This is a genomic window from Cupriavidus taiwanensis, from assembly GCF_900250075.1.
Lineage (GTDB): Bacteria > Pseudomonadota > Gammaproteobacteria > Burkholderiales > Burkholderiaceae > Cupriavidus > Cupriavidus taiwanensis_C.
Genome location: NZ_LT977070.1, coordinates 2,857,652 through 2,877,472, shown reverse-complemented (window position 1 = coordinate 2,877,472; position 19,821 = coordinate 2,857,652). Strand labels below are relative to the sequence as shown.

The following is a 19,821-nucleotide window of genomic DNA, read 5'->3' as shown; positions in this document are numbered from 1 at the left end:
GCCCGTCAGAACTGTTTGTCGCGGCGGTAGCGAATTTGGCCTGTGTAAGTTTCAAAGGCATGCGCGCGCAGGTCGCTGCTCACAAATTTGCCGCGCTTCAAGGCGTATCCTGCAAGGAGTCCAAGCACCTTGAATGCTTGACGGACAAGTTTGACATTGGAACGCTGGTCTTCTTCGCGCCAGGAAATAGGGAAGAAACGCACTTTTTGCTTGCGGTAATAGCTCGCCAGCAGCATCACATAGTTGAAGGTCAGATCATCCGGGAAAGTCTTCAAGTGGAATTCACGGAAGGTCTTCAGGCGATACAAATTCAGACCTGAACCTAGATCATAAATGGCGCGTTGTGTCACCAGCGAGAACAGTCCGTTGTACACCCGGTTGCCGAAAGTGCGGAACCACGAATAACCCTTGAGTTGACTGCCGCGCATGAACCGTGCGCCGAGCAGGCAGTCGACTTGCAAGTGTGCGCCAGCTTCGAGTTGAGGAATCAGGTCATGGATGTCGGCTTGGTCGTCCCCGTGCAGTACCACGAGATAATCGAAACCCTGTTCGATTGCATAGCGGAACGCTGCCTTGTGGGAACCGCCCAGCCCATAGTTGTTCTCGTTATGCCAGGCAACGAAATTGCAGTTGGTTAGCACTGCTTTGCCACGTTCAATTGCCACTTCCAAAGTCTGGTCGGGCGACTGATTGTCGACGACCATCACGGTATCAATCCATTGCTGTACGCGGGCATCGAATTGCTCGATGACGCGGCGGACTTGTGCCTCGCATCTATAGGCCGGGATAAAGACGAGGATTTTTGGTTTCATAGCAGGTGCGGTTATTGATCGCCGGGTTTCATGAACCTGGTCAAAATAGTCATAAAAATAAAATTGGTTAATAAATTAGGGCCGGTGATGATTATTTTTGCAACAAGATCATGAGGAGCCCCAAGGACATCACCAATTCTGGAGTTAACAGTGGAGGCTCCAACGATGGAGATCAATGCCGAGTAAGCAAGGATGGACGCCCCCTGGTAGCCCCAATAGATAGGTAGGTAAATTGACTTGCCATACTCTCGTCGATCGAAAAGTCTGTTGAGCGCGATAATCCAGACGTAGGTCACACCAACCATTGAGGAGATGAAGTTTGCATAAGCCGGCGCCACTCCTACGAGTTGAGACAAGGCGGCGTAAGACACCATATCGAGGAGCCAACCCACGCCCGAAATCAAAAGAAAGCCTAGAAACAACTTCATGGGTAACGCCCTCTACAAATCACTTGCCATCAGCCCGGCCGGGGCTGTTGCTTCTGGCCAAAAAAGTACCAGTTTAGTTCACGGGGATGGGGTAGGTCATCCTTTTAGCCGCCGAAAAGCAGCGGGCTGAAGTGATCATGAGAGCTACTTGTGGTGGATGGGAGTCATGAAAGCCCGGTTTCGAGAACGTGCCTGTCCTGAGGGGCGCAAAGGGCACTCAGCGGCACATTGCTACCATGGCCACCTGTTGGAACAGACGAGTCGGTGGCCAGTGCAGGGTCAAAAAACGGTCGACGCAAGCAGGCTTTGAGGTAGGATGCGGCGCGGCCGTGATTTTGGCACGTACGGGTCGGCAAGCTCGACACCAAGCGCCATCTCGTCTTAGACTGGCGCGGATTTTCCTTGGGGCTGGCGATGAGCGGTGCTAATTGGCACGACTCGGTGATCCTCGAAACCCCTGGTTGATGCCCTACCCGCAGTGCCCAAGTTTCCTGGCCGGCCGTGCAGCCGCCCCGACAAGGCCGACGCCGGAAGGGGGGTGGTTTCACGCGGTGTCGTCGGCATCCGCGTGAAGGGGCATTAACCCACAAATTGCAAGACGCAGCATCGAGGAGAACGATCCCGTCGGCAAGCATCGTTGGGTTGTCGAACGCAGGCTTGCTTAGCTTGCCGAGTTCGGTAAACTGCGAATTCGCTTCGACGGCGCCTCGATATCCACCTCGCTGTGTTCAAGCCGCGTGCGCTGTCATCTGCTGCAGATTCGTCGAGGGGTTTTTGTTAGCCGATCTAGGCCGCAGAAATAATCACTTGCCCCTGTCGTATCTCAACTTTCACCGATTTCCCAACCGCGAAACCAGCCTCTTCCAACCAAACACCCTTCAATCGAATCCAAGGTACGGCCCGTAGGCCGCTAAAGCCATTACTGCTGGCAGGTAGAACCGGAAAAAAAGTGCGTCCAGTCGTGAGTGTGCGCACCTGAGTACAAGCAGATTGCTCCGTCATAGCTAACTCCTGTGAGATTTCACTTCGCCCCTGGTCAAGGGGCGGCCGGGTACTTTGACCACCGCTCACAGACGGCCCGCATTTTTTCCCTTTCGGGTCTTGTATCAATGCGCACTACCCGGCCAAAGTGGAGCTTTGGCCGCTATGTACCTTCGACTGCCGAGTGCAACTTAGTCGCCGTGAGAGGTGTGGTCAGCACCACTGGCAACGCTACGCGGCAAGGATAGTTGGGGGAATGAGACGACTCTCAGAATCCCCAGAACTGCGCTGGCAGGAATGGAGTCATGCAAGAAAAGGATTCGCTCACGCAGAGGCAACAGCTGTCGCAGTCCTGGTGCGAAGCAACAAGGCTAAGCCAAAGACCAATGCCACGGCGTTACCCACCGCATAGCCAAGGACGGCCCCGCGCGTACCGAGACTCGGTACTGCAATGAAGTCGACGACAACCGTTGTAGCCAGCACCAATGTCCACTTCACCGCCACCCACCGCGGCTTACGTAAATACACCGGGAATAAACTCAATCCAACATCCGCAAAGACCAGCGTCGATGCCAGGGCTGCCAGCCGCAGCAGCCCGACCGTTTCGCTGAACGCCTGCCCATACAGCAACTGAACCACCCATTCCGCACAAAGTGCCAGGAGGATTGCCCCGCAAAGCCCGACGGCAATCATACCTCCGGTTACGCGTAGCACATTCCGCCGTGCCGCCCCGACCGATGGCTGACTGAACACATACATGGGCGCAACCCCGGCCGCCAGGATCGTAGCGACAGTCGTAAAGTTATCCAGCACTTGCATCGTCGCCGCATACGCCCCCAGTTCCGCTAGCGGCACAAGCGGCTTGAGAATCAACTGGTCGGCACGCCGGGCACACACCATCAGCATAAAGCTCACCCAGAACAGCGTCCCATCACGTACCAGGTCGCGGGTCAGCGACGCGTCCCGGGTTAGTACGGTACGCGGCGCGCGTGACAAGTAGTACCAGGCCAACAACGCAGCGGCAATCAGCGGTTCGATGGCAAAGGCGGTCGCATACGCAGGCACCAAATTGACACCAGTAAAGAACAGGGCGCCAATCAGAGCGACCTTCGCAGCCATTGCAATGAGGTTGAAGACCACGTTCGGCCGGTTATGCGTACGCGCCTGCATCCACGCGATGACCACGCCGAACGGTTCGCGCAGCATGATGGCTGTGCCTAGGATGGCTGCAGGTATCCACGTGTCTGCCGGCTGTTGTGTGAACGCAAGGTAGGCACACATAAGTGCGTAGCCGACGATCCCTGCGATCATGCGGATCGCAAAGGCATGGGCGAGCAGTGCGTGTGCGGCTTCAGGAGCCGCCCGGGCCACCAACCGCGGCACCACCACCTCCGCCGAGCAAATCAACGGTATCGACGCCGCAATAAACACCAGCGACTGCGCATACTGGAAATGCGCGAACCCCTCCGTACCCAGCGCCCGCGCCAGCATGGCCACCACGCCGATGCCCACGACCACCTGCAAGCCACGGTCGGCCAGCAGCCAGAGCAGGTTGCCCGCGACTTTGCGGCGCATCAGGGTTGCTTCCTCAGGCTACGGTATTGCGCCAGCCATTGCCGCGCCACACCATTCACGTCGAAATGGCCGACGATCCGCTGGCGGCGACGGTCGCGTTCGGTTTCGGTGCCGGGCAGGCCTGCGATGGCGTTGCGCAAGGCGCTCGCCAGCGCCTGGGGATTTCCAGTGGGTGTCAGCGTGGCGGTGTCTCCCGCCAGTTCGGATACGCCGGCCGCGGCGGTCGCCACGACCGGCAGCCCGCTGGCCAGCGCTTCGCCCACCGCCAGCGGCATGCCTTCGATGCGCGAAGACAGCACGAAGACATCGGCGGCGCGCAGCAGCTCCGGGATGTCGTTACGGGCGCCGGCCAACAGTACGGCATGATTCAGCCCATGCCGGGCGACCTGGTTCGTGAGCGCATCGCGCAATGGGCCATCTCCGGCAATCATGAGCCGCGCCCGGGGCAAGTCGCGGCTGACCTCGGCGAAGGCATCTATCAGCATGGCCTGGTCCTTCTCTGGTACCAGCCTGCCGACGTTGAGCACTAGCCGGTCGTCGGGCCCCAGGCCGAGGTTGCGCCGGGTCTGTTCGCGCGAAGCCTGGTCCGGGCGAAAGCGGCCGGTATCGATGCCGTTCGGCATCACGATCACGCGCCCGTCCGGCACGGCGCCGCTGGCCACCATCGCCAGGCGGCCGGCGTCGCTGACGTGGGTCGTCAGGGCGCACCAGCGGTCCGTGACGCGGTAGGCGAGGGCGCGCAGGCGGCCGCCTTCGCGTGCGCTGTGCGCCGAGCAGATGACTGGCGGCATGCGTCCCATCCTGGACAGTACCCGTGCGAACAGATTGGCGTGGACCATATGGGCGTGGATAACATCCGGGCGCCATTGCTGCACGAGCAGCCGGGCCTTGCGCAGGGCCGCCAGCATCGACAGCGGGGTCTTGCGCATGTCCAGTTCGGTGACGTGGATGGCGGCAGGCAAGTCGATCTCCTGCCCCCGCGTAAGGCTGAGGATGGCGACCTCGTTGCCCAGTGCCAGGAAGGCGCGCGCCAGCGCCGCGATCTGCTGCTCGGCGCCGCCCAGCTTGAGGCCCGTGGTGATGACAAGGATGCGCAATGGCGCCGGCGCGGCAGTCTCGTCGACGCTGCCCATCAGCGGGCTCCGTAACCGGTCGCGAGGGTCCTGAGCGTCTTCACCCCGATCAGCAGGTCCAGTGCCAGCGAACAATGCTTGACGTAATACAAGTCATAGCTGAGCTTGGTCACAGTCTCTTCATGGCTGCCGGCATAACCCTGCTGCACCTGCGCCCAGCCGGAGAGGCCGGGCCGCACCAGGTGCCGGTACGGGTAATAGGGGATGGTCTCGGAAAACCGGTCGACCATGGGCGCCTGCTCCGGCCGCGGGCCGATCAGGCTCATATGCCCGAGCAGCACGTTCCACAGCTGCGGAATCTCGTCCAGGCGGTACTTGCGGATAATGCGCCCGACCCGCGTCACGCGCGGATCGCGGCGTGCCGCGAACAGGGCGGGCGCGCTGGCGTCGACGCCCATGCTGCGGAACTTGAGCATGACGAAGGGCTTGCCGAACAGGCCCACGCGTTCTTGCCGGAAGATGGCGCCGCCAGCCGTTTCGAATCGGATGGCGAGTGCGACGGCGAGTCCCAGCGGCACGGCCAGCGGTGCCAGGCAGGCGACGGCCACGATATCGATCGCGCGCTTCAGGTAGCCATAGAGGTAGTGCGCGGCGTAGTCGTCCAGGAAGTTCTCGTCGATATGCGCCAGGCCGACGCGGCCGGTCAGCATTTCGCCGACGCGCTCGACCGAGTACATGCGGACATGGCTCATCTTGTAATGCGCGAGCAGCCGCGTGCGTTCGGGGTCGCCGGTGGCGCTGCGCTCTACCATCAGGCCGTCGAAGTGCCTGGCGTCCTCCAGCGATCCCACCGGTTCAAAGCGGATGCGGGCCGGCGCCGCGGCGCCGGGCATGGCGAGGATGGCGTCCAGCTGCGCCAGCGTAGCCGGATCGGTATAGCCGAACAGCGGCACGTAGTTCTGCACGAAGCGTCGATAGCCGGTCCAGAGCCACGCCAGTGTGATCAGGTAGGACAGCAGCAGCGCGCCGCGCGAGTATTCGATATGGAAGGCGGCAAACACGAAGAGCAGGCCGCAGAACGGCAGCGTCGCGGCAAGTCCGGCCAGGCTGTTGCCTTCCATCGCTGGCAGGTGCAGCGAGCGATGCAGCAGCATGAACGCGACCAAGTACGGCACGACGGACCATAGCAGGGTGCGCGTGAACACGTAGGTCACGATGCCGGCGCGGTGGGCCATTTCGGCGCCGACCGCGCTGAGCGCGAACAGCGCCAGGCCGAGCACCGCCCAGGCCACCATCCGGCTGACGCGGCGCACGGTCTCCGAGCCGCCGGTGCGCATGCGCAGGGCGCGGTGCCGCATGCTGTCGGCCTTGATGGTCATGACGTCGGCACCCGCGCGGTGCGGGGCGTTTGGGCGAGGGCGTCGCGGTAGACGGACCAGGTGGCGTCGGTCATGCGTTCCAGGCCATAGCATTGCTCCCAGCGCTGGCGCGCGCCGTGGCCAAGCGCCGCACGCAGGGAGCTGTCGTCGGCAAGGCGGCGCAGCGCTGCGGCGAACGCATGCTCGTCATCGTGATCGACCAGCAGGCCGTGCCGGTTGTCTTCGATCTGTTCACGAATGCCAAGCAGGTTTGAGGCGACCACAGGCAGTCCGGCACGCATCGCCTCGAGCACGGACAGCGGAAAGCCTTCGTGGTCCGACGCCAGCACAAAGGCCTGCGCCGAAGCCAGCAGCGCCGGTACTTCGGTGACGTTGCCGGGAAACTCCACGCGCCCCGGTGCCAGCTGTTGCGCCAGCTGCTGCATGGCGTGCCGCTGCGGGCCGTCTCCGACCAGGGTCAGTACGCACGACTCCAGCCCTGCGCGCGCGAACGCGCGGATCGCCGCGTCCTGGCGCTTGGGCGCGGCAAAGCGCGCGACCATCACAATCCTTCGCAGGGGGGCTTGCGGGTCGGCGCGATGAGGTGTATCGGGGATGCCGTTGGGAATGACCGAGATGCGTTCGGCGGGAAGCGGAAGCGATCGGGCCAGTTGTCGTTCCGCTTGCGCGACGCAGATCATGCGCGCGGCCAGCGGTGCCAGCAGCCATTCCGCCACGCGCGCGGCCAGGCGCTGGCGGGGTGGGGCTTCGGCCTTGAAGGCAAAGCCGTGGACGGTATATACCACGGGTATGCCGAGTAACAGTCCGGCGATGCGGCCCAGGGCGCCTGCCTTGGCGCTGTGGGCATGGATCAGGTCCGGCGCGGCGTGTTTCAATGCCCCGGCCAGTTCACGCAAGGCATGGAGGGCGCGCCAGGGCGACAGGGCATTGTCCAGCCGTGTCAGCCGGATGGTCTGCGCGCCGGTGCGTGCGGCGATCTCGAAGAGGGGGCCTTCGCCGCCCGCCAGCAGCACGGTATCCGCCTTGCCGGCCGTCGACCGCAGCAGGTCGGCGACATGCGACTGCGCGCCGCCGATCTCCGCATTGGTGATCAGGTAGGCAATGCGAGGTCGGGGCGACGGTTGCGCGGATGGCTTCAAGGCTGTGTACGTTTCGTGACGGATCGGGTCCGCCGCGGGTGCCGCGGCAGGACAAACTACCCCTGAGCGCTGGGCAGGGCACCGCCGGATGTAGGACAGACTCCGAAAATTGTGTCCATCCGTGATAATGCGGCGATTATACCGCCCGGGCCCGCCGCAATCCGGCAAAATAGCTGCCTTTGGGGCGCCGCATCGGCCTGCTGGCAAGGTGTGGCGCGGACGACAAGCAACTCAGGACCCTACATGCAAATCGATCCTTCCATCTTCAAAGCCTATGACATTCGCGGCATCGTGGGCAAAACGCTCACCCGCGACGTCGCGCGCCAGATCGGCTTGTCGTTCGGCTCCGCCGCCGTGGAGCTTGGCGAGACTTCCATCGCCGTCGGCCGTGACGGCCGGCTGTCCGGCCCGGACCTGATCGGTGGCCTGGTCGAGGGCCTGCGCGCCACCGGGCTGGACGTGCTGGACCTTGGCATGGTGGCGACGCCGATGGTCTATTTCGCAACCAATATCGAAATCGACGGCGTGCGCCCCACCTCGGGCATCATGGTCACCGGCAGCCATAACCCGCCCGACTACAACGGCTTCAAGATGGTGCTGGCGGGCCGGGCCATCTACGGCGAGCAGATCCAGGACCTGCGCAAGCGCATCGAGGCCGGCGCTTTCACCCAGGGCGCAGGCGCGTACAAGGAAGTCGATGTGCGCGCGAAGTATCTCGATCGGATCCTGGGCGACGTCAAGCTGTCCCGCCCGATGAAGATTGCACTCGATGCCGGCAATGGCGTGGCCGGTGCCTTTGTCGGCGATCTGTTCCGCGGCCTGGGCTGTGAAGTGGTCGAGCTGTTCTGCGAGGTCGACGGCAACTTCCCCAACCACCATCCCGATCCCGCGCATATCGAAAACCTGCAGGACCTGATGAAGACCCTGCGCGAGACCGACTGCGAGCTGGGCCTGGCCTTCGATGGCGACGGCGACCGCCTGGGCGTGGTGACCAAGGACGGACAGGTGATTTTCCCGGACCGCCAGCTGATGCTGTTCGCCGAGGAAATCCTGTCGCGCAATCCCGGTGCGCAGGTGATCTACGACGTCAAGTGCACCGGCAAGCTGGCGCCGTGGATCCGCCAGCACGGCGGTGAGCCGCTGATGTGGAAGACCGGGCATTCGCTGGTGAAGGCCAAGCTGAAGGAAACCGGCGCGCCGATCGCCGGTGAAATGAGCGGCCATGTCTTCTTCAAGGACCGCTGGTACGGTTTTGACGATGGCCTGTACACCGGCGCGCGGCTGCTGGAAATCCTGTCGCGCCATGCCGATCCCAGCGCCGTGCTGAACGCGCTGCCGAACGCCAACAACACCCCTGAGCTGCAGCTGAAGTGCGCCGAGGGCGAGCCCTTCACGCTGCTCGACAAGATCCGCGCCAACGCCAGGTTCGAGGGCGCGCGCGAAGTGATCACCATCGACGGCGTGCGGGTGGAATATGCCGACGGCTTTGGCCTGGCGCGTCCGTCCAATACCACGCCGGTGGTGGTGATGCGTTTCGAAGCCGACAACGACGCCGCGCTGGCGCGCATCCAGGCAGAGTTCAAGCGCGTGATCCTCGCCGAGAAGCCGGATGCTCAGCTCCCGTTCTGAGGGCGCGACGGTGCCTGCGGCATCGTCTGACGCGGCCGGTGTGGCGCAGCCCATGCCGGCCGCGGTGCCTTTTGCGCTGCCGGAGCGGCCGCGCATCCTGCTGGTCAAGGTATCGTCGCTCGGCGATGTGGTGCACAACATGCCGCTGGTGCACGACTTGCGCGCGCGCTGGCCGGGCGCCGAGATCGACTGGGTTGTCGAAGAAGGCTACGTTGAGCTGGTACGCCTGCTGCCCGAGGTGCGCCGCGTGATCCCGTTTGCGCTGCGGCGCTGGCGCAAGCGCCTGCTGCAGGGCGGCACCTGGCGCGAGATCGGCGCGGTGCGCGACGCCTTGCGCCAGGAACGCTATGACGCCGTGATCGAAAGCCAGGGCTTGCTCAAGACTGCGGTGGTGGCGCGCGTTGCCGCACGCGCGCCGAGCGCGCCCATCATCGGGCTTGGCAACGCGACGCAGGGCTCGGGCTATGAACCGGCGGCGCGGCTGCTCTATACCGAGCCCGTGGCCGTGCCGCGCCAGACCCATTCGGTGCGGCGCTCGCGCTTGCTCGGCGCAGCGCTGACCGGGACCGCGCCGGCGGAGCCGCCGTTGTTTTTCGGAGAGGCCGCGCGGACGCTGTCCGTCGACGATCCGCTATGGGCGGATTTGCCGGCGCGCTATGCCGTGTGCTTCCATGCGACCGCGGGGGCGCGCAAGAAGTGGGCGCTGCAGAACTGGCACGCGTTGGGCGAGCGTCTGAATCAAGAAGGCCTGGTGATGCTGTTGCCATGGGGCAATGACAAGGAACGCCAGGCTGCCGAAGCCATTGCTGCGGGCGTGCCACGGGCCAAGGTGTTGCCGCGCTTTTCCGTGATGCAGGGCTTTGGCCTGATCAATCGCGCCGAAGTCGTGATCGGCGTAGATACCGGACTGGTCCATATCGCCGCGGCGCTGTGCCGGCCCACCGTGGAAATCTATACCGCCACCTGGCGCTGGAAGACCGAAGGCTACTGGTCGGAACGCATTGCCAATGTCGGCGACGACGGCGTGGTGCCGTCGGTCGATGAAGTCTACGAGGCGGCGTGCCGCGTGCGCGGAGTGGCTGCCTGATGTTGCGTCTCCTGTACAGCTTGTTATGGGTGGCGGTGCTGCCGCTGGCGCTGCTGCGCCTGGCCTGGCGCGCGCGCAAGGAGCCGGGCTACCTGCAGCATGTCGGCGAACGCCTCGGTGCCTATGGCGGCCTGCCGAAGCCTGGGCCGTGGCTATGGGTCCACGCCGTGTCGGTGGGCGAGACCCGCGCCGCCCAGCCGCTGGTCGAGGCGCTGCTGGCCGCGCATCCCCATCACCGCCTGCTGCTGACGCACATGACGCCAACCGGCCGCCAGACCGGCGCGCAGTTGTTCGGCAAGGAGCCGCGCGTGGTCCAGTGCTACCTGCCGTACGACCTGCCGTGGCTGGTGCGGCGGTTCATGCGATATTTCCGGCCGCAGGTGGGCATGCTGATGGAGACCGAGGTGTGGCCGAACTTGGTCCATGGCGCGCGCAAGGCGGGCGTGCCGCTGTACCTCGTCAACGCCCGCTTGTCGCCGCGCAGCTACCGGCGCACGGCCCGCTTCGGTCGCGCCGCGGCGTCGATGTACCGCGACTTTGCCGGCGTGCTGGCACAGACGGCGGGCGATGCCGAACGCTTTCGCGCACTGGGCGTGCCGGCGGTGCAGATCACCGGCAACCTCAAGTTCGACATGCAGCCCGCGCCGGCCGGCGTGGCGCTGGGCGGGCAGCTGCGCCAGGCCTTCGGCGCGCGCGCGGTGCTGGCGGCGGCCAGTACCCGCGAGGGCGAAGAGGCGATGCTGCTCGACGCCTTCTCGCGCTGGGAGTCCCTGGCGCCAGGCGTGCCCCGGCCGGCGCTGCTGCTGATTCCGCGCCACCCGCAGCGTTTCGATGAAGTGGCCGCGATGGCGGCGCGGACCGGGTTTTCGGTCGAACGCCGCAGCAATCTGGATCTCGATCGCGTGCGGTCGCCCCTGACGGCCGACATCGTGCTGGGCGATTCGATGGGCGAGATGGCCATGTACTTTGCCGCGTCGGACCTGGCGTTTATCGGTGGCAGCTTGTTGCCACTGGGCGGGCAGAACCTGATCGAAGCCTGCGCTGTCGGCACCCCGGTGCTGATCGGGCCGCACACCTTCAACTTTGCGCAGGCGACCGAGGATGCAATTGCCGCGGGCGCGTGCCTGCGTGTCGACAATGCCGACGTGCTGATGCGTACCGCGGCCAGCGTGCTGGCAGATCCGGCGCGCCTGGCTGAGATGCGTGCGCATGCGCAGACTTTTTCGGGCCTGCATCGCGGCGCCACGGTGCGCACCCTGGCGGCCGTTGCACCAACGTTGGAAGGCTGACTGAAGATTAGCTCGGCGCCCTGACCAGGGCGTCCCACTGTTGCGCGATGTGTTCCAGCGCAAACCGGCTGGCCTTCTGGCGACCGCTGGCGCCGAGCCTTGCCGCCAGTTCCGGTTGGCGGATCACGGCTAGCAGCGCCTGGGCCAAGGCATTGGGGTCGTCGGGGGCAACCACCAGCGCGTCCCGATCCGGATCCAGCAATTCGCGCGGGCCGGTCTCGCAATCGGTCGATACGATCGGCAGCCCGAAGGCCATCGCTTCGATCAGCACCAGCCCGAAGCCCTCATAGCGCGAACTCAGGCAGAACACCGAGGCACTGCCATAGGTTTGCACGGGGTCATGGCAGATGCCGGGCAGGCTGGCGCTGTCTTCCAGCCCCAGTTCCCGGATCAATGCCGCCAGGGCGGGGCGCTCCTCGCCTTCGCCATGTATCAGCAACTGCCATTGCGGCGCCTGTGCCGCCACGATCTTCCAGGCGCGCAGCAGCACATCGAAACCCTTGGCCGGGACCAGCCGCCCCATGGCCAGCACCGTCCTTTGCGCGCGTGTGGCCGGCGCATCCGGCAATGCAAACGGCAGCGGGTTCGGCAGGCACACGACCTCGCTGCGCGGCCGCAGGGCTTCCAGCCACCGGCTGCGGTCGCGCTCCGTCAGTACCACCACCTGGCGGCAGAACCGCGCCGCCAGCCGACGCGCCAGCTTGCGTGCGGGCTTGCCGAGGTCCTGGTCGAAGTGACAGTGCTCCCAGGCGATATGGTGCAGGCCAAGGCCGAGCGTGGCAGGCAGCACGAACAGTTCCAGCATGGGGTCCACCTGCACCAGCACATCGATGCGATGCGCAATGCAGTGCCGGCGGATGCCGGCAACGGTGGCGAAATAGGCGCGCTTGAACGAAGGGCGTTGCGCGAACACCGCTTCATGGCGCACCTCGGGGTGCAATGGAAACTGGCTGGACCTGTCCCAAAGGCTAAGGATGGTGACGCGGTGTCCCAGCGCAGCCAGCGCGTTGGCGATGGTGGCGGTCATCCGCTCCGCGCCGGCCATCGCATTCAGGGTGCCGGTCAGGAAGCAGATATGGCGCCTCGAGTCCGGGTTCAAGGCGTTGCCGGTGCCGGCAGTTTGCTTTGGCGCGCGACGACGTAGGCAAAGCAAAACGCCATGACCAGGCTATAGAAGGCATTGACCAGCGTCGTGGCGAACATGACTTCGGTCAGCCCGAACACCATGAAGCCGCAGCACAGCGCCAGGCCCATGGCGCTGGCGACCCGGGTGCCGCGGTCGGTTCCGCGCAGGTGGCGCAGGAAGAAGACGGCGGGCACAAGGTACAACGCAAGGATCGCCAGCAATCCGGGAATGCCGAGCGTCGCGGCGGCATGCAGCAGTTCATTGTGAGAATGCGGCATGGTCGCCGCCAGCGGCGTAATCACATGCTGAGTGGCAAGGGTCTGCAGGGTCGTTTCGAAGTGTTCCGGTCCGACGCCGGTCCAGGGTTGCGCCTGGAACAGTTCAAGCGACGCGCGCCAGAGCTGAAGGCGAACTCCGATCGAAGTGTCCGACGTTACATGCTGAACAAATTGAGACAGTTCAGATACAACCGCAGCCGTCCTCTGCTGCACCATCGCGCTGCTGAACCACCCCAGCGCCATCAGCCCGGCCAGCCCCACCAGCACCCCCGCCTTGTGCAGCCGCGTCAACCGGCGCGAGGCGGCCAGCGCAATCAGCGCCAGCACCGGAATCGCCAGCCATCCGCCACGGGTGCCGCTCATGTATGAGGCATACAGGCCCGCGAAGCCGGCCAGCAGTTTCAGGCCGGCCAGCCAGTGATCGCCGGGGCGGTTCCAACCGATCGAGATCACGGCGAGCATGCCGGTAAGCAGGGCGAGGTTGCCGAAGGGAATGACATTGGAGAAGCCGACATGGCTGGGGCGGCCTGCTGCGGCCACTTCGTGCAGCCACAAGGCGGCTATCAGCGCACAGGCGACGAAGCCCCACTGGATGCTCTGCATGCCGCGTCGGCCCAGGCGCAGCATGCCAGCGACCAGAACGATGAACAGCGCAAAACGCAGGTAAAGATAGGGCACATGCGGGTCATCGGCGCCGGTCAGCAGTTGCTGGAGCAGCACGGCGAGCGGCAGCGCCGCCATGGCCAGCATGAACGGCCAGTACCGGCGCAGGATGCAGCCATACTCGGCCAGGGCGGCGCGGCCGCCGGCAGCCAGGGCGATGGCGCTCCACCCCAGCAACAGCCCGTAGCAGGTGTTGCTGAGCGACGGTTTGACGAACATCAGCGCGGGAAACGCAGCCAGGACAACACAGGCGCTCAGGTACAGAGCTTTGTCGATCCCCAACGGTAGGGACCCTTGCAATCTCGTCATCAAGAGCATGGAGAAAGGTTTCCGGAGGAAGGTAGTGCATGGGAGATGCCTGCCGTTCCGTCCGTCTTATTATTGTCGCCGTCTCCTGAGGAGCGGTGCCCGGCGCCGGCATTGCGGCTCGGGGCGAAGCGATTATATCGGATGGCCACGGTGGCATTTCCAGGAGTTCCGCATCCTAGCCGGCCGAGCGTGTCGACCCGTTACAGGATGTATGTGGAGGCTCAGGCGCTTCAAGAGGTCTTGCCGGATCGACTTGCTAAACTGAAGGTCTATAGCCGGGGTGCACTTTCCGGCATGCTGCTTGTCACAGCCATCGATGACATCGCTACGGGCGCCCTTGGGGCAGCCCCGCAACAGGAGCTCTTATGGATAGCCGTAATCGCCCGATCCCCTTGGCGGCCGCCGTGCTGGTCGCCGCCATGCTCGGCGCCTGCACCACCGGGACCGCGCCCAATCTTCCCTCGGCCGGCACCAACCTGAACCAGACCCAGCCGTCGGGACCGAGCCGCTGGGAACTGGTGCGCTGGCAGCAGCCTGACGGCTCGCTGCGCGAGATCCCGCACGGCGACAATGGCCAGCCGATCATTTTCGAGTTCAACGAGGGCATCGATGCCGCGCAGGGCACGGTCAGCGGCACCAGCGGCTGCAATCGCTTTACCGGCAGCTATGGCAAGACCGAGACCGGCATCCGCTTCGATCGCATCGCCGGCACGCGCATGGCTTGCCCGCCGCCGCGCATGGCGCTGGAGTCGGCGCTGCTGAAGGCAATGCAGACGCCGTTTGCCACCGTGGGCACGCAGCCGTCGGCGGCCAGTACCGGCCGGCAGATCATCTGGAAGACCGTGGACGGCGACCTGCTGCAGTTCGTCGAGCGCGAGGGCGTGGGCAAGCGTGGTGCGCGCGTGGAAGCCGCGGGCGTGGAGAAGACCGTCTATATCGACTCGCAGCGTGTGGAGTGCACGGGCGTCGGCAAGATGACGTGCTACCGCTGGCGCGAGTCGCCTGATGCGCCGTGGCAGCTCTGGTATGGGCCGATCGAGGGGCTGGATTTCGAGCCGGGCGTGGCCTACCGGCTGCGCGTGCGCGAATACCAGGTGCCGAACCCGCCGGCGGATGCGTCGGCGATCCGCTGGCAGTTGCTGAAGGTGGAGTCCCGCACGCGCGCGCAGTAAGGCGCACCAAGCGGAGGATCACGAGCGCGGCGTGCCCGCGGGCGTGGCTTCGCGCCGCGTGCCGCGGCGCTCGGCCGACGACGCCCGCGGGTTTGCCGGCACCTTCGCGCCCGCCTGTGCCGGCACCGGAAGTTTGTACAGCGCGCCCGGCGATGAGGTCAGCAGGGTGTTGATCTGCACCACGTCCTCTTCCTGCAGTACCCCGGTGGAAGCCTTCAGGCGCAGGCCGTTCATGATGGTGTCGTAGCGCGCCTTGGCCAGGTCGCGGCGGGTGGAAAACAGCTGCGCTTCGGCGTTCAGCACGTCGATATTGATGCGCACGCCCACCTCATAGCCGAGCTGGTTGGATTCCACCGCGCTGGTGGCGGAGCGCTCGGCCGCCTCCAGCGCCTTGACCTGGGCCAGGCCGTTGGAGACGCCGGAGTAGGTCTGGCGTGCGGTCTGGGCGGCAGTGCGGCGGGCGAACTCGAGGTCACTGGCGGCCTTGTCGGCCAGCGCCAGGGTCTCGCGCACGCGCGACTGGATCTGGCCGCCGGCGAAGATCGGCAGGGTCAGCTGCACGCCGATCTGCGACGCGTTGTAGTGCGTCGAGATCGCCTGCGTGGCGCTGCCGGTCTGGTTGTTGAAGCCGTACGAGGCCACCAGGTCCACCGACGGCAGGTGCCCGGCCTTGGCCTTGTTGGTCTCGCGCTGCGCGGTCTCGAGGTTGTAGCTGGCCAGGTTCACCTGCAGGTTGCTGGTCTCGGCCTGCGCCGCCCAGGCGTTGACGTCGGGCGGCTGGGGTCCGGGGATTGGCGCTTCGGCGCGCAGGCCCATCAGTTCGTCGACGGGCTTGCCGGTGATCTGCTGCAGCGTGGCGCGCTTGATCTCCAGGTCGCTCTGCGCGGCGATCTCGGTCGAGGTCGCCAGGTCGAAGCGGGCCTGGGCGTCGTTGGCATCGACGATGGTGGCGGTGCCGACCTCGAAATTGCGCCTGGCCTGTTCCAGCTGCTCGGAGATGGCCTTCTTCTGCGCGCGCGCCAGGTAGAGGTTGTCTTGCGCGGCCAGCACGTCGAAGTAGGCCTGCGCACTGCGCGTGATCAGGTCGAGCTCGGCCTGGTGGAAGGTGACTTCGCCCGCCTGCGCGGCCAGCTCGCCCTGCTTGTAGGTTTCCCAGCGGTCCCAGCGGAACAGCGGCTGGCTCAGCTGCAGCTGCCAGTTGTTGTTGTTGAAGAAGCGCGTGCCGGAGGCGCTGGGTGCGCCGCCGATCGGCAGCGACGCGGTCTGGTCGAGCTTGGTGCGGTTGGCGCCCGCGGTACCCACCACTTGCGGCAGCAGGCCGGCGCGGCCCTGGGGCAGCTTCTCGCGCGTGGCCAGCAGCTGGGCGCGCGCGCTGGCGAACTGGGCGTCATTGGCTTGCGCATCGCGGTAGACCTGCAGCAGGTCGGCCGCGCTGGCCGGCGCCGCGGGCATCAGGGCCAGCAGCGGGGCCAGCAGCGGGCCCAGCAGGGAAACCGCGATCGCCAGGCGCGTCCGGATCGCTCCGGGCTGGGCGTTGGGCGCAAACGTCATGACACCTCCAGGTGGGCGCGGCGGGTGCCGCGGCCGACAGTCGTTTCTTCTTCGTGTTGCTGCTGGCTGCCGCGTCAGTACTTCGGCATGGCGGGGTCGACCTGGCTGGCCCAGGCGTCGACGCCGCCGGTCAGGTTGTAGACCTTGCCGAAGCCCTGGCGCTCGAGGTAGGCCGCCACCTGCATGCTGCGTGCGCCGTGATGGCAGATGCAGACGATGTCGGCGTCTTCGTCGAGTTCGGCTGCGCGCGCCGGGATGTCGCGCATCGGGATGTGGGTGATGCCGGGCAGGGCGCAGGTCTGCACCTCCCAGCCTTCACGCACGTCGAGCAGGACCGGCCTGGCGCGGCTGGCGTCGGCCAGCCACTGGGCCAGTTCGGTCGCTTGGATGACCTGCATGGCGGTACGTCCTCAGAACTGGAATTGCGACGGCCGGGCCGCGCCCTGCAGGGGCTTGACCGCGGTCTCGAACAGGTTGACGACCTGGTACTCGGTCTCGGATACGCGCGTGACCAGGCGCGCTTCCATCACCGGCAGTTCGCCGACGAACGCGGCGATGCGCCCGCCCACCTTCACCTGCGCCAGGATCGACGGCGGGATCGCCGGCAGCGAGCCGGAAATGCAGATCACGTCGTAGGGCGCGGCGGCGGCCCAGCCGTCGGCGGCATTGCCTTCGGCGACCTCGACGTTGGTCACGCCGGCGTTGGCCAGGTTGGTGCGGGCCAGCTCCACCAGCTCGGGCACGATGTCGACGGTCAGCACGTGGCGGGCGCGGTTGGCCAGCAGCGCGGCCATGTAGCCGGAACCGGCGCCGATTTCCAGCACGGTCTCATGCTTGCGCACGGCCAGGTCCTGCAGGATGCGGGCTTCGACGCGCGGGGCCAGCATGTTCTGCCCGGCGGGCAGCGGAATCTCCATGTCGACGAACGCCAGCGAGGCGTAGGCGGACGGGACGAACTGCTCCCGCTTGACCACCGCCAGCAGGTCCAGGATTTCCTGGTCCAGCACGTCCCACGGGCGGATTTGCTGTTCGATCATGTTGAATCGGGCTTTTTCGAGATCCATCTTGCCATTCCTTACCAATGCCAACCGCTGTCGGTCTGTGCGCCGGCCGCGCGGTGCCACGGCCGGACAGTCTTATCAAACCCGTTATTTTAACCTTGCGGGCGCCTGCGGGCTCATTCCGCGCTGGCCTCCACCGGGGCCGGGCGTTCCGCTGCCGAAGGCCGGCCCGTCAAGGCCTGCGCTTGCGCTTTCGGCGTGGCGCTCAGCGCCAGCGCCAGGCAAGCGGCGGTGATCGGCAGGGTCTTGCGCTTCATGTCGGGGTGCCGGGTCGGGACGCGGCAGGGGCGGGCGTGGCGTCGGCGGCCATCGCGGCGGCGCGTTGCGCCAGCATCTCGTCGCGGATCACTTCCCAGATATAGGGGCCGTGCTGCGGCGGCAGCGGGCGGTCGCGGGCTTCGCCGGCGGTCAGCCCGAACAGCAGCGTATCGAGCAGGCCATCGAGGAAGGCCTCGGGGTCGATGTCCTTCTCGGCGGTGGCCCGCAGCGCGCGCTGCCACATCATCAGGAATACCAGCGGCGCGCAGATCAGCGTGGTGGTGGGGTTGGCCGGCAGCGCGCGGAACTCGCCGCGCGCCACGCCGCGTGCCAGCACCTTGGCGAACAGCTCGTCGCCCGGCACCATCACTTCCTGGTTATAGAAGCGCGCGATGTCCGGGAAATTTGCCGACTCCGCCATGATCAGCTTGGTCAGCCCCGCCACCGGCGTGGCGCCGATCAGGCCCCACCAGCCGCGCAGCAGTTCGCGCAGCAGCTCCGGCGTGCTGCCCTGGTAGGCATCGACCAGGTCGGCGCCGCGCGCCAGTGCCGGCACCAGGTTCTCGCGCACCACCGACTTGAACAGTTCTTCCTTGTTGGCGAAGTACAGGTACACCGTGCCCTTGGACACGCCGGCCGCGGCGGCCACGTCTTCCAGCCGCGTGGCGGCATAGCCGCGCTCGACGAACAGGTCCAGCGCCGCCGCCACCAGTTCCTGCGGCCGCGCCGCCTTGCGCCGGCTCCAGCGCGGGCTGTCGGCGTCCTTGTGCGGATCGGTGGGTGGCTTGGTCACGGCGGGCTTGCGAAGACTTCGGGGCACGAGTGGCGCGTCGAAAAAGTTAATAACTTGTGGGTCAGTAATGTAGATGAGGCCCCCCAGAGGGTCAAGCACGGGCATGCAACAGGCCAGGCCGCCACAACCCGTCCCCGTCTTGTGATGTTAAGTGCACGGATCTGCTTGTCACCTGCGACCGCGCTTACGGCGTTTTCCTTTTCTTACAGGAGGCCCGCGGCCCTTCGGGCACAATGTCGCCTTTGTGCTGGCAGCCTCGGCGGCCGCCGATCCCGAACCATCGTCATGAGTTGCCGGTCAGACCTTTCCTGTCGCGCGGGCTGCGGCGCGTGCTGTATCGCGCCGTCGATCGCCTCGCCGCTGCCGGGCATGCCGGGCGGCAAGCCGGCGGGCGTGCCGTGCGCGCAGTTGCTGCCTGACATGCGCTGCGCGGTGTTCGGGCGCCCGGACCGGCCCGCGTTCTGCGGTGGCCTGAAGCCGTCGGCCGAGATGTGCGGCGATTCGCGCGAAGCGGCGCTGCAATGGCTGACCCGGCTCGAGACCCTGACCGCGCCGCCAGCGCACGCCTGAGCCGTCCGGTGGCATGGCGCCTGGCATTCATTCCTGATGTTCCGCAATCGGAGGCAATATGATCCGGACTTCCCGACGGCGCTGGCTCGCCGCCGCCGCCGCGGCCACGCTGGCGGTGGGGCTGGCCGCCTGCGGCGCCTTCCGCAGCGAATACACGTTTTCGCAAAGCCAGTTGCAGGCGGCGCTGGAACGCAAGTTCCCGTTCAACAAGCGCTACATGGAGTTGTTCGACATCCAGCTGACCAACCCGCAGCTGACGCTGGACTCCGTGCGCAACCGCGTCAACGTGCAGTTCGACGCGACCATCGACAACAAGCTGTTCTTCAGCCAGGCCCTGAGCGGCCGCTTTGCGCTGGACAGCGGACTGCGCTATGACGAGCCCACCCGCTCGGTGGTGCTGCAGGATCCGGAGGTGAAGCGCTTCGACGTGCAGGGCATGCCCGCGCAGTTCTCGCGCCAGCTCAATGCGCTGGGCGGCATCCTGGCCGAGCAGCTGCTGCAGGGCTATCCTCTCTATACCTTCCGCGAAGACCAGCTGCGCATTGCCGGCACGCACGTCGAGCCCGGTACAATCACCGTTTTGCCCGACGGCATCAACGTCAAGATCAACCGCCCCTGACCGGGCGCATCGAACAACAATGCAGGCGG

20 protein-coding genes and 1 pseudogene are annotated in these 19,821 nt (G+C 65.7%); 7 read left to right on the top strand and 14 right to left on the bottom strand.

Features of this window, described 5'->3' with window-relative positions:
- Positions 1-5: 5 nt before the first annotated feature.
- Both CBM2588_RS13440 and CBM2588_RS13435 read right to left on the bottom strand, forming a co-directional pair.
- Positions 6-812 carry a glycosyltransferase family 2 protein gene (locus tag CBM2588_RS13440; RefSeq protein WP_115680910.1) on the bottom strand — a complete coding sequence of 269 codons (807 nt, stop codon included), beginning with the start codon at positions 810-812 and terminating at the stop codon, positions 6-8.
- 11 nt (positions 813-823) lie between these two features.
- Complete coding sequence (locus tag CBM2588_RS13435; protein ID WP_115680909.1) at positions 824-1,240, bottom strand: GtrA family protein; 417 nt, start codon at positions 1,238-1,240, stop codon at positions 824-826.
- 351 nt (positions 1,241-1,591) lie between these two features.
- Between CBM2588_RS13435 and CBM2588_RS31035 the strand changes: the two are divergent.
- Positions 1,592-2,014 (top strand): annotated as a pseudogene (locus CBM2588_RS31035) (transposase); the annotation flags it as partial.
- A gap of 12 nt (positions 2,015-2,026) precedes the next feature.
- On the opposite strand, the gene CBM2588_RS31540 reads toward CBM2588_RS31035, so the two are convergent.
- The 5 genes from CBM2588_RS31540 to CBM2588_RS13410 form a co-directional block, all read right to left on the bottom strand.
- A complete protein-coding gene (locus tag CBM2588_RS31540; RefSeq protein WP_115680908.1) occupies positions 2,027-2,242 on the bottom strand; it encodes a SymE family type I addiction module toxin in 216 nt (71 codons plus the stop codon).
- Between the two features lie 303 nt (positions 2,243-2,545).
- On the bottom strand, positions 2,546-3,796 hold the full coding sequence (locus CBM2588_RS13425; RefSeq protein WP_115680907.1) for a lipopolysaccharide biosynthesis protein: 1,251 nt from the start codon (positions 3,794-3,796) through the stop codon (positions 2,546-2,548).
- Positions 3,796-4,929 (bottom strand): glycosyltransferase, encoded by a 1,134-nt coding sequence (locus tag CBM2588_RS13420; protein WP_115680906.1) that lies wholly within the window; start codon positions 4,927-4,929, stop codon positions 3,796-3,798. The genes CBM2588_RS13425 and CBM2588_RS13420 overlap by 1 nt, the downstream gene beginning before the upstream one ends.
- The gene (locus CBM2588_RS13415) at positions 4,929-6,248 is read right to left on the bottom strand and encodes a sugar transferase (protein WP_115680905.1); all 1,320 of its coding nucleotides are present in this window, start codon (positions 6,246-6,248) and stop codon (positions 4,929-4,931) included. The genes CBM2588_RS13420 and CBM2588_RS13415 overlap by 1 nt, the downstream gene beginning before the upstream one ends.
- Positions 6,245-7,387 (bottom strand): glycosyltransferase family 4 protein, encoded by a 1,143-nt coding sequence (locus tag CBM2588_RS13410; protein ID WP_115680904.1) that lies wholly within the window; start codon positions 7,385-7,387, stop codon positions 6,245-6,247. The genes CBM2588_RS13415 and CBM2588_RS13410 overlap by 4 nt, the downstream gene beginning before the upstream one ends.
- 243 nt (positions 7,388-7,630) lie before the next feature.
- Between CBM2588_RS13410 and CBM2588_RS13405 the strand changes: the two genes are divergently transcribed.
- Genes CBM2588_RS13405 through waaA form a run of 3 tightly spaced genes read left to right on the top strand, consistent with a single transcriptional unit; the run spans position 7,631 to position 11,392 of the window.
- Positions 7,631-9,016, top strand: coding sequence for a phosphomannomutase/phosphoglucomutase (locus CBM2588_RS13405; RefSeq protein ID WP_115680903.1), 1,386 nt, complete (start codon positions 7,631-7,633; stop codon positions 9,014-9,016).
- Positions 8,997-10,103, top strand: coding sequence for a lipopolysaccharide heptosyltransferase I (gene waaC / locus CBM2588_RS13400; RefSeq protein WP_115680902.1), 1,107 nt, complete (start codon positions 8,997-8,999; stop codon positions 10,101-10,103). Before CBM2588_RS13405 ends, waaC begins: the two co-directional genes overlap by 20 nt.
- Positions 10,103-11,392, top strand: coding sequence for a lipid IV(A) 3-deoxy-D-manno-octulosonic acid transferase (waaA, locus tag CBM2588_RS13395; RefSeq protein ID WP_115680901.1), 1,290 nt, complete (start codon positions 10,103-10,105; stop codon positions 11,390-11,392). Before waaC ends, waaA begins: the two co-directional genes overlap by 1 nt.
- 7 nt (positions 11,393-11,399) lie before the next feature.
- On the opposite strand, the gene CBM2588_RS13390 is transcribed toward waaA, so the two are convergent.
- Positions 11,400-12,491 (bottom strand): glycosyltransferase family 4 protein, encoded by a 1,092-nt coding sequence (locus CBM2588_RS13390; RefSeq protein ID WP_115680900.1) that lies wholly within the window; start codon positions 12,489-12,491, stop codon positions 11,400-11,402.
- A complete protein-coding gene (locus CBM2588_RS13385; protein ID WP_115680899.1) occupies positions 12,488-13,777 on the bottom strand; it encodes an O-antigen ligase family protein in 1,290 nt (429 codons plus the stop codon). The genes CBM2588_RS13390 and CBM2588_RS13385 overlap by 4 nt, the downstream gene beginning before the upstream one ends.
- Positions 13,778-14,133: 356 nt before the next feature.
- Between CBM2588_RS13385 and CBM2588_RS13380 the strand changes: the two genes are divergently transcribed.
- On the top strand, positions 14,134-14,940 hold the full coding sequence (locus CBM2588_RS13380) for an META and DUF4377 domain-containing protein (RefSeq protein ID WP_115680898.1): 807 nt from the start codon (positions 14,134-14,136) through the stop codon (positions 14,938-14,940).
- Positions 14,941-14,958: 18 nt separating this feature from the next.
- Here CBM2588_RS13380 and CBM2588_RS13375 read toward each other — a convergent pair whose 3' ends face one another.
- The 5 genes from CBM2588_RS13375 to CBM2588_RS13355 all read right to left on the bottom strand — a co-directional run bounded on the left by CBM2588_RS13375 (position 14,959) and on the right by CBM2588_RS13355 (position 18,630).
- Positions 14,959-16,491, bottom strand: coding sequence for a TolC family outer membrane protein (locus tag CBM2588_RS13375; RefSeq protein ID WP_115680897.1), 1,533 nt, complete (start codon positions 16,489-16,491; stop codon positions 14,959-14,961).
- 74 nt (positions 16,492-16,565) lie between these two features.
- Positions 16,566-16,889, bottom strand: coding sequence for a rhodanese-like domain-containing protein (locus tag CBM2588_RS13370; protein WP_115680896.1), 324 nt, complete (start codon positions 16,887-16,889; stop codon positions 16,566-16,568).
- A gap of 12 nt (positions 16,890-16,901) precedes the next feature.
- Positions 16,902-17,555, bottom strand: coding sequence for a protein-L-isoaspartate O-methyltransferase family protein (locus tag CBM2588_RS13365; protein ID WP_111519380.1), 654 nt, complete (start codon positions 17,553-17,555; stop codon positions 16,902-16,904).
- Positions 17,556-17,668: 113 nt separating this feature from the next.
- Entirely contained in the window at positions 17,669-17,809 is a 141-nt protein-coding gene (locus CBM2588_RS13360; protein WP_172583592.1) for a hypothetical protein, read from the bottom strand.
- A complete protein-coding gene (locus CBM2588_RS13355; protein WP_115680895.1) occupies positions 17,806-18,630 on the bottom strand; it encodes a TetR/AcrR family transcriptional regulator in 825 nt (274 codons plus the stop codon). Before CBM2588_RS13355 ends, CBM2588_RS13360 begins: the two co-directional genes overlap by 4 nt.
- A 258-nt stretch (positions 18,631-18,888) precedes the next feature.
- Here CBM2588_RS13355 and CBM2588_RS13350 point away from each other — a divergent pair, with 258 nt between their 5' ends.
- Both CBM2588_RS13350 and CBM2588_RS13345 read left to right on the top strand, forming a co-directional pair.
- On the top strand, positions 18,889-19,173 hold the full coding sequence (locus CBM2588_RS13350) for a YkgJ family cysteine cluster protein (protein ID WP_115680894.1): 285 nt from the start codon (positions 18,889-18,891) through the stop codon (positions 19,171-19,173).
- Between the two features lie 58 nt (positions 19,174-19,231).
- Positions 19,232-19,792 carry a DUF1439 domain-containing protein gene (locus CBM2588_RS13345; RefSeq protein ID WP_112774446.1) on the top strand — a complete coding sequence of 187 codons (561 nt, stop codon included), beginning with the start codon at positions 19,232-19,234 and terminating at the stop codon, positions 19,790-19,792.
- Positions 19,793-19,821 lie beyond the last annotated feature (29 nt).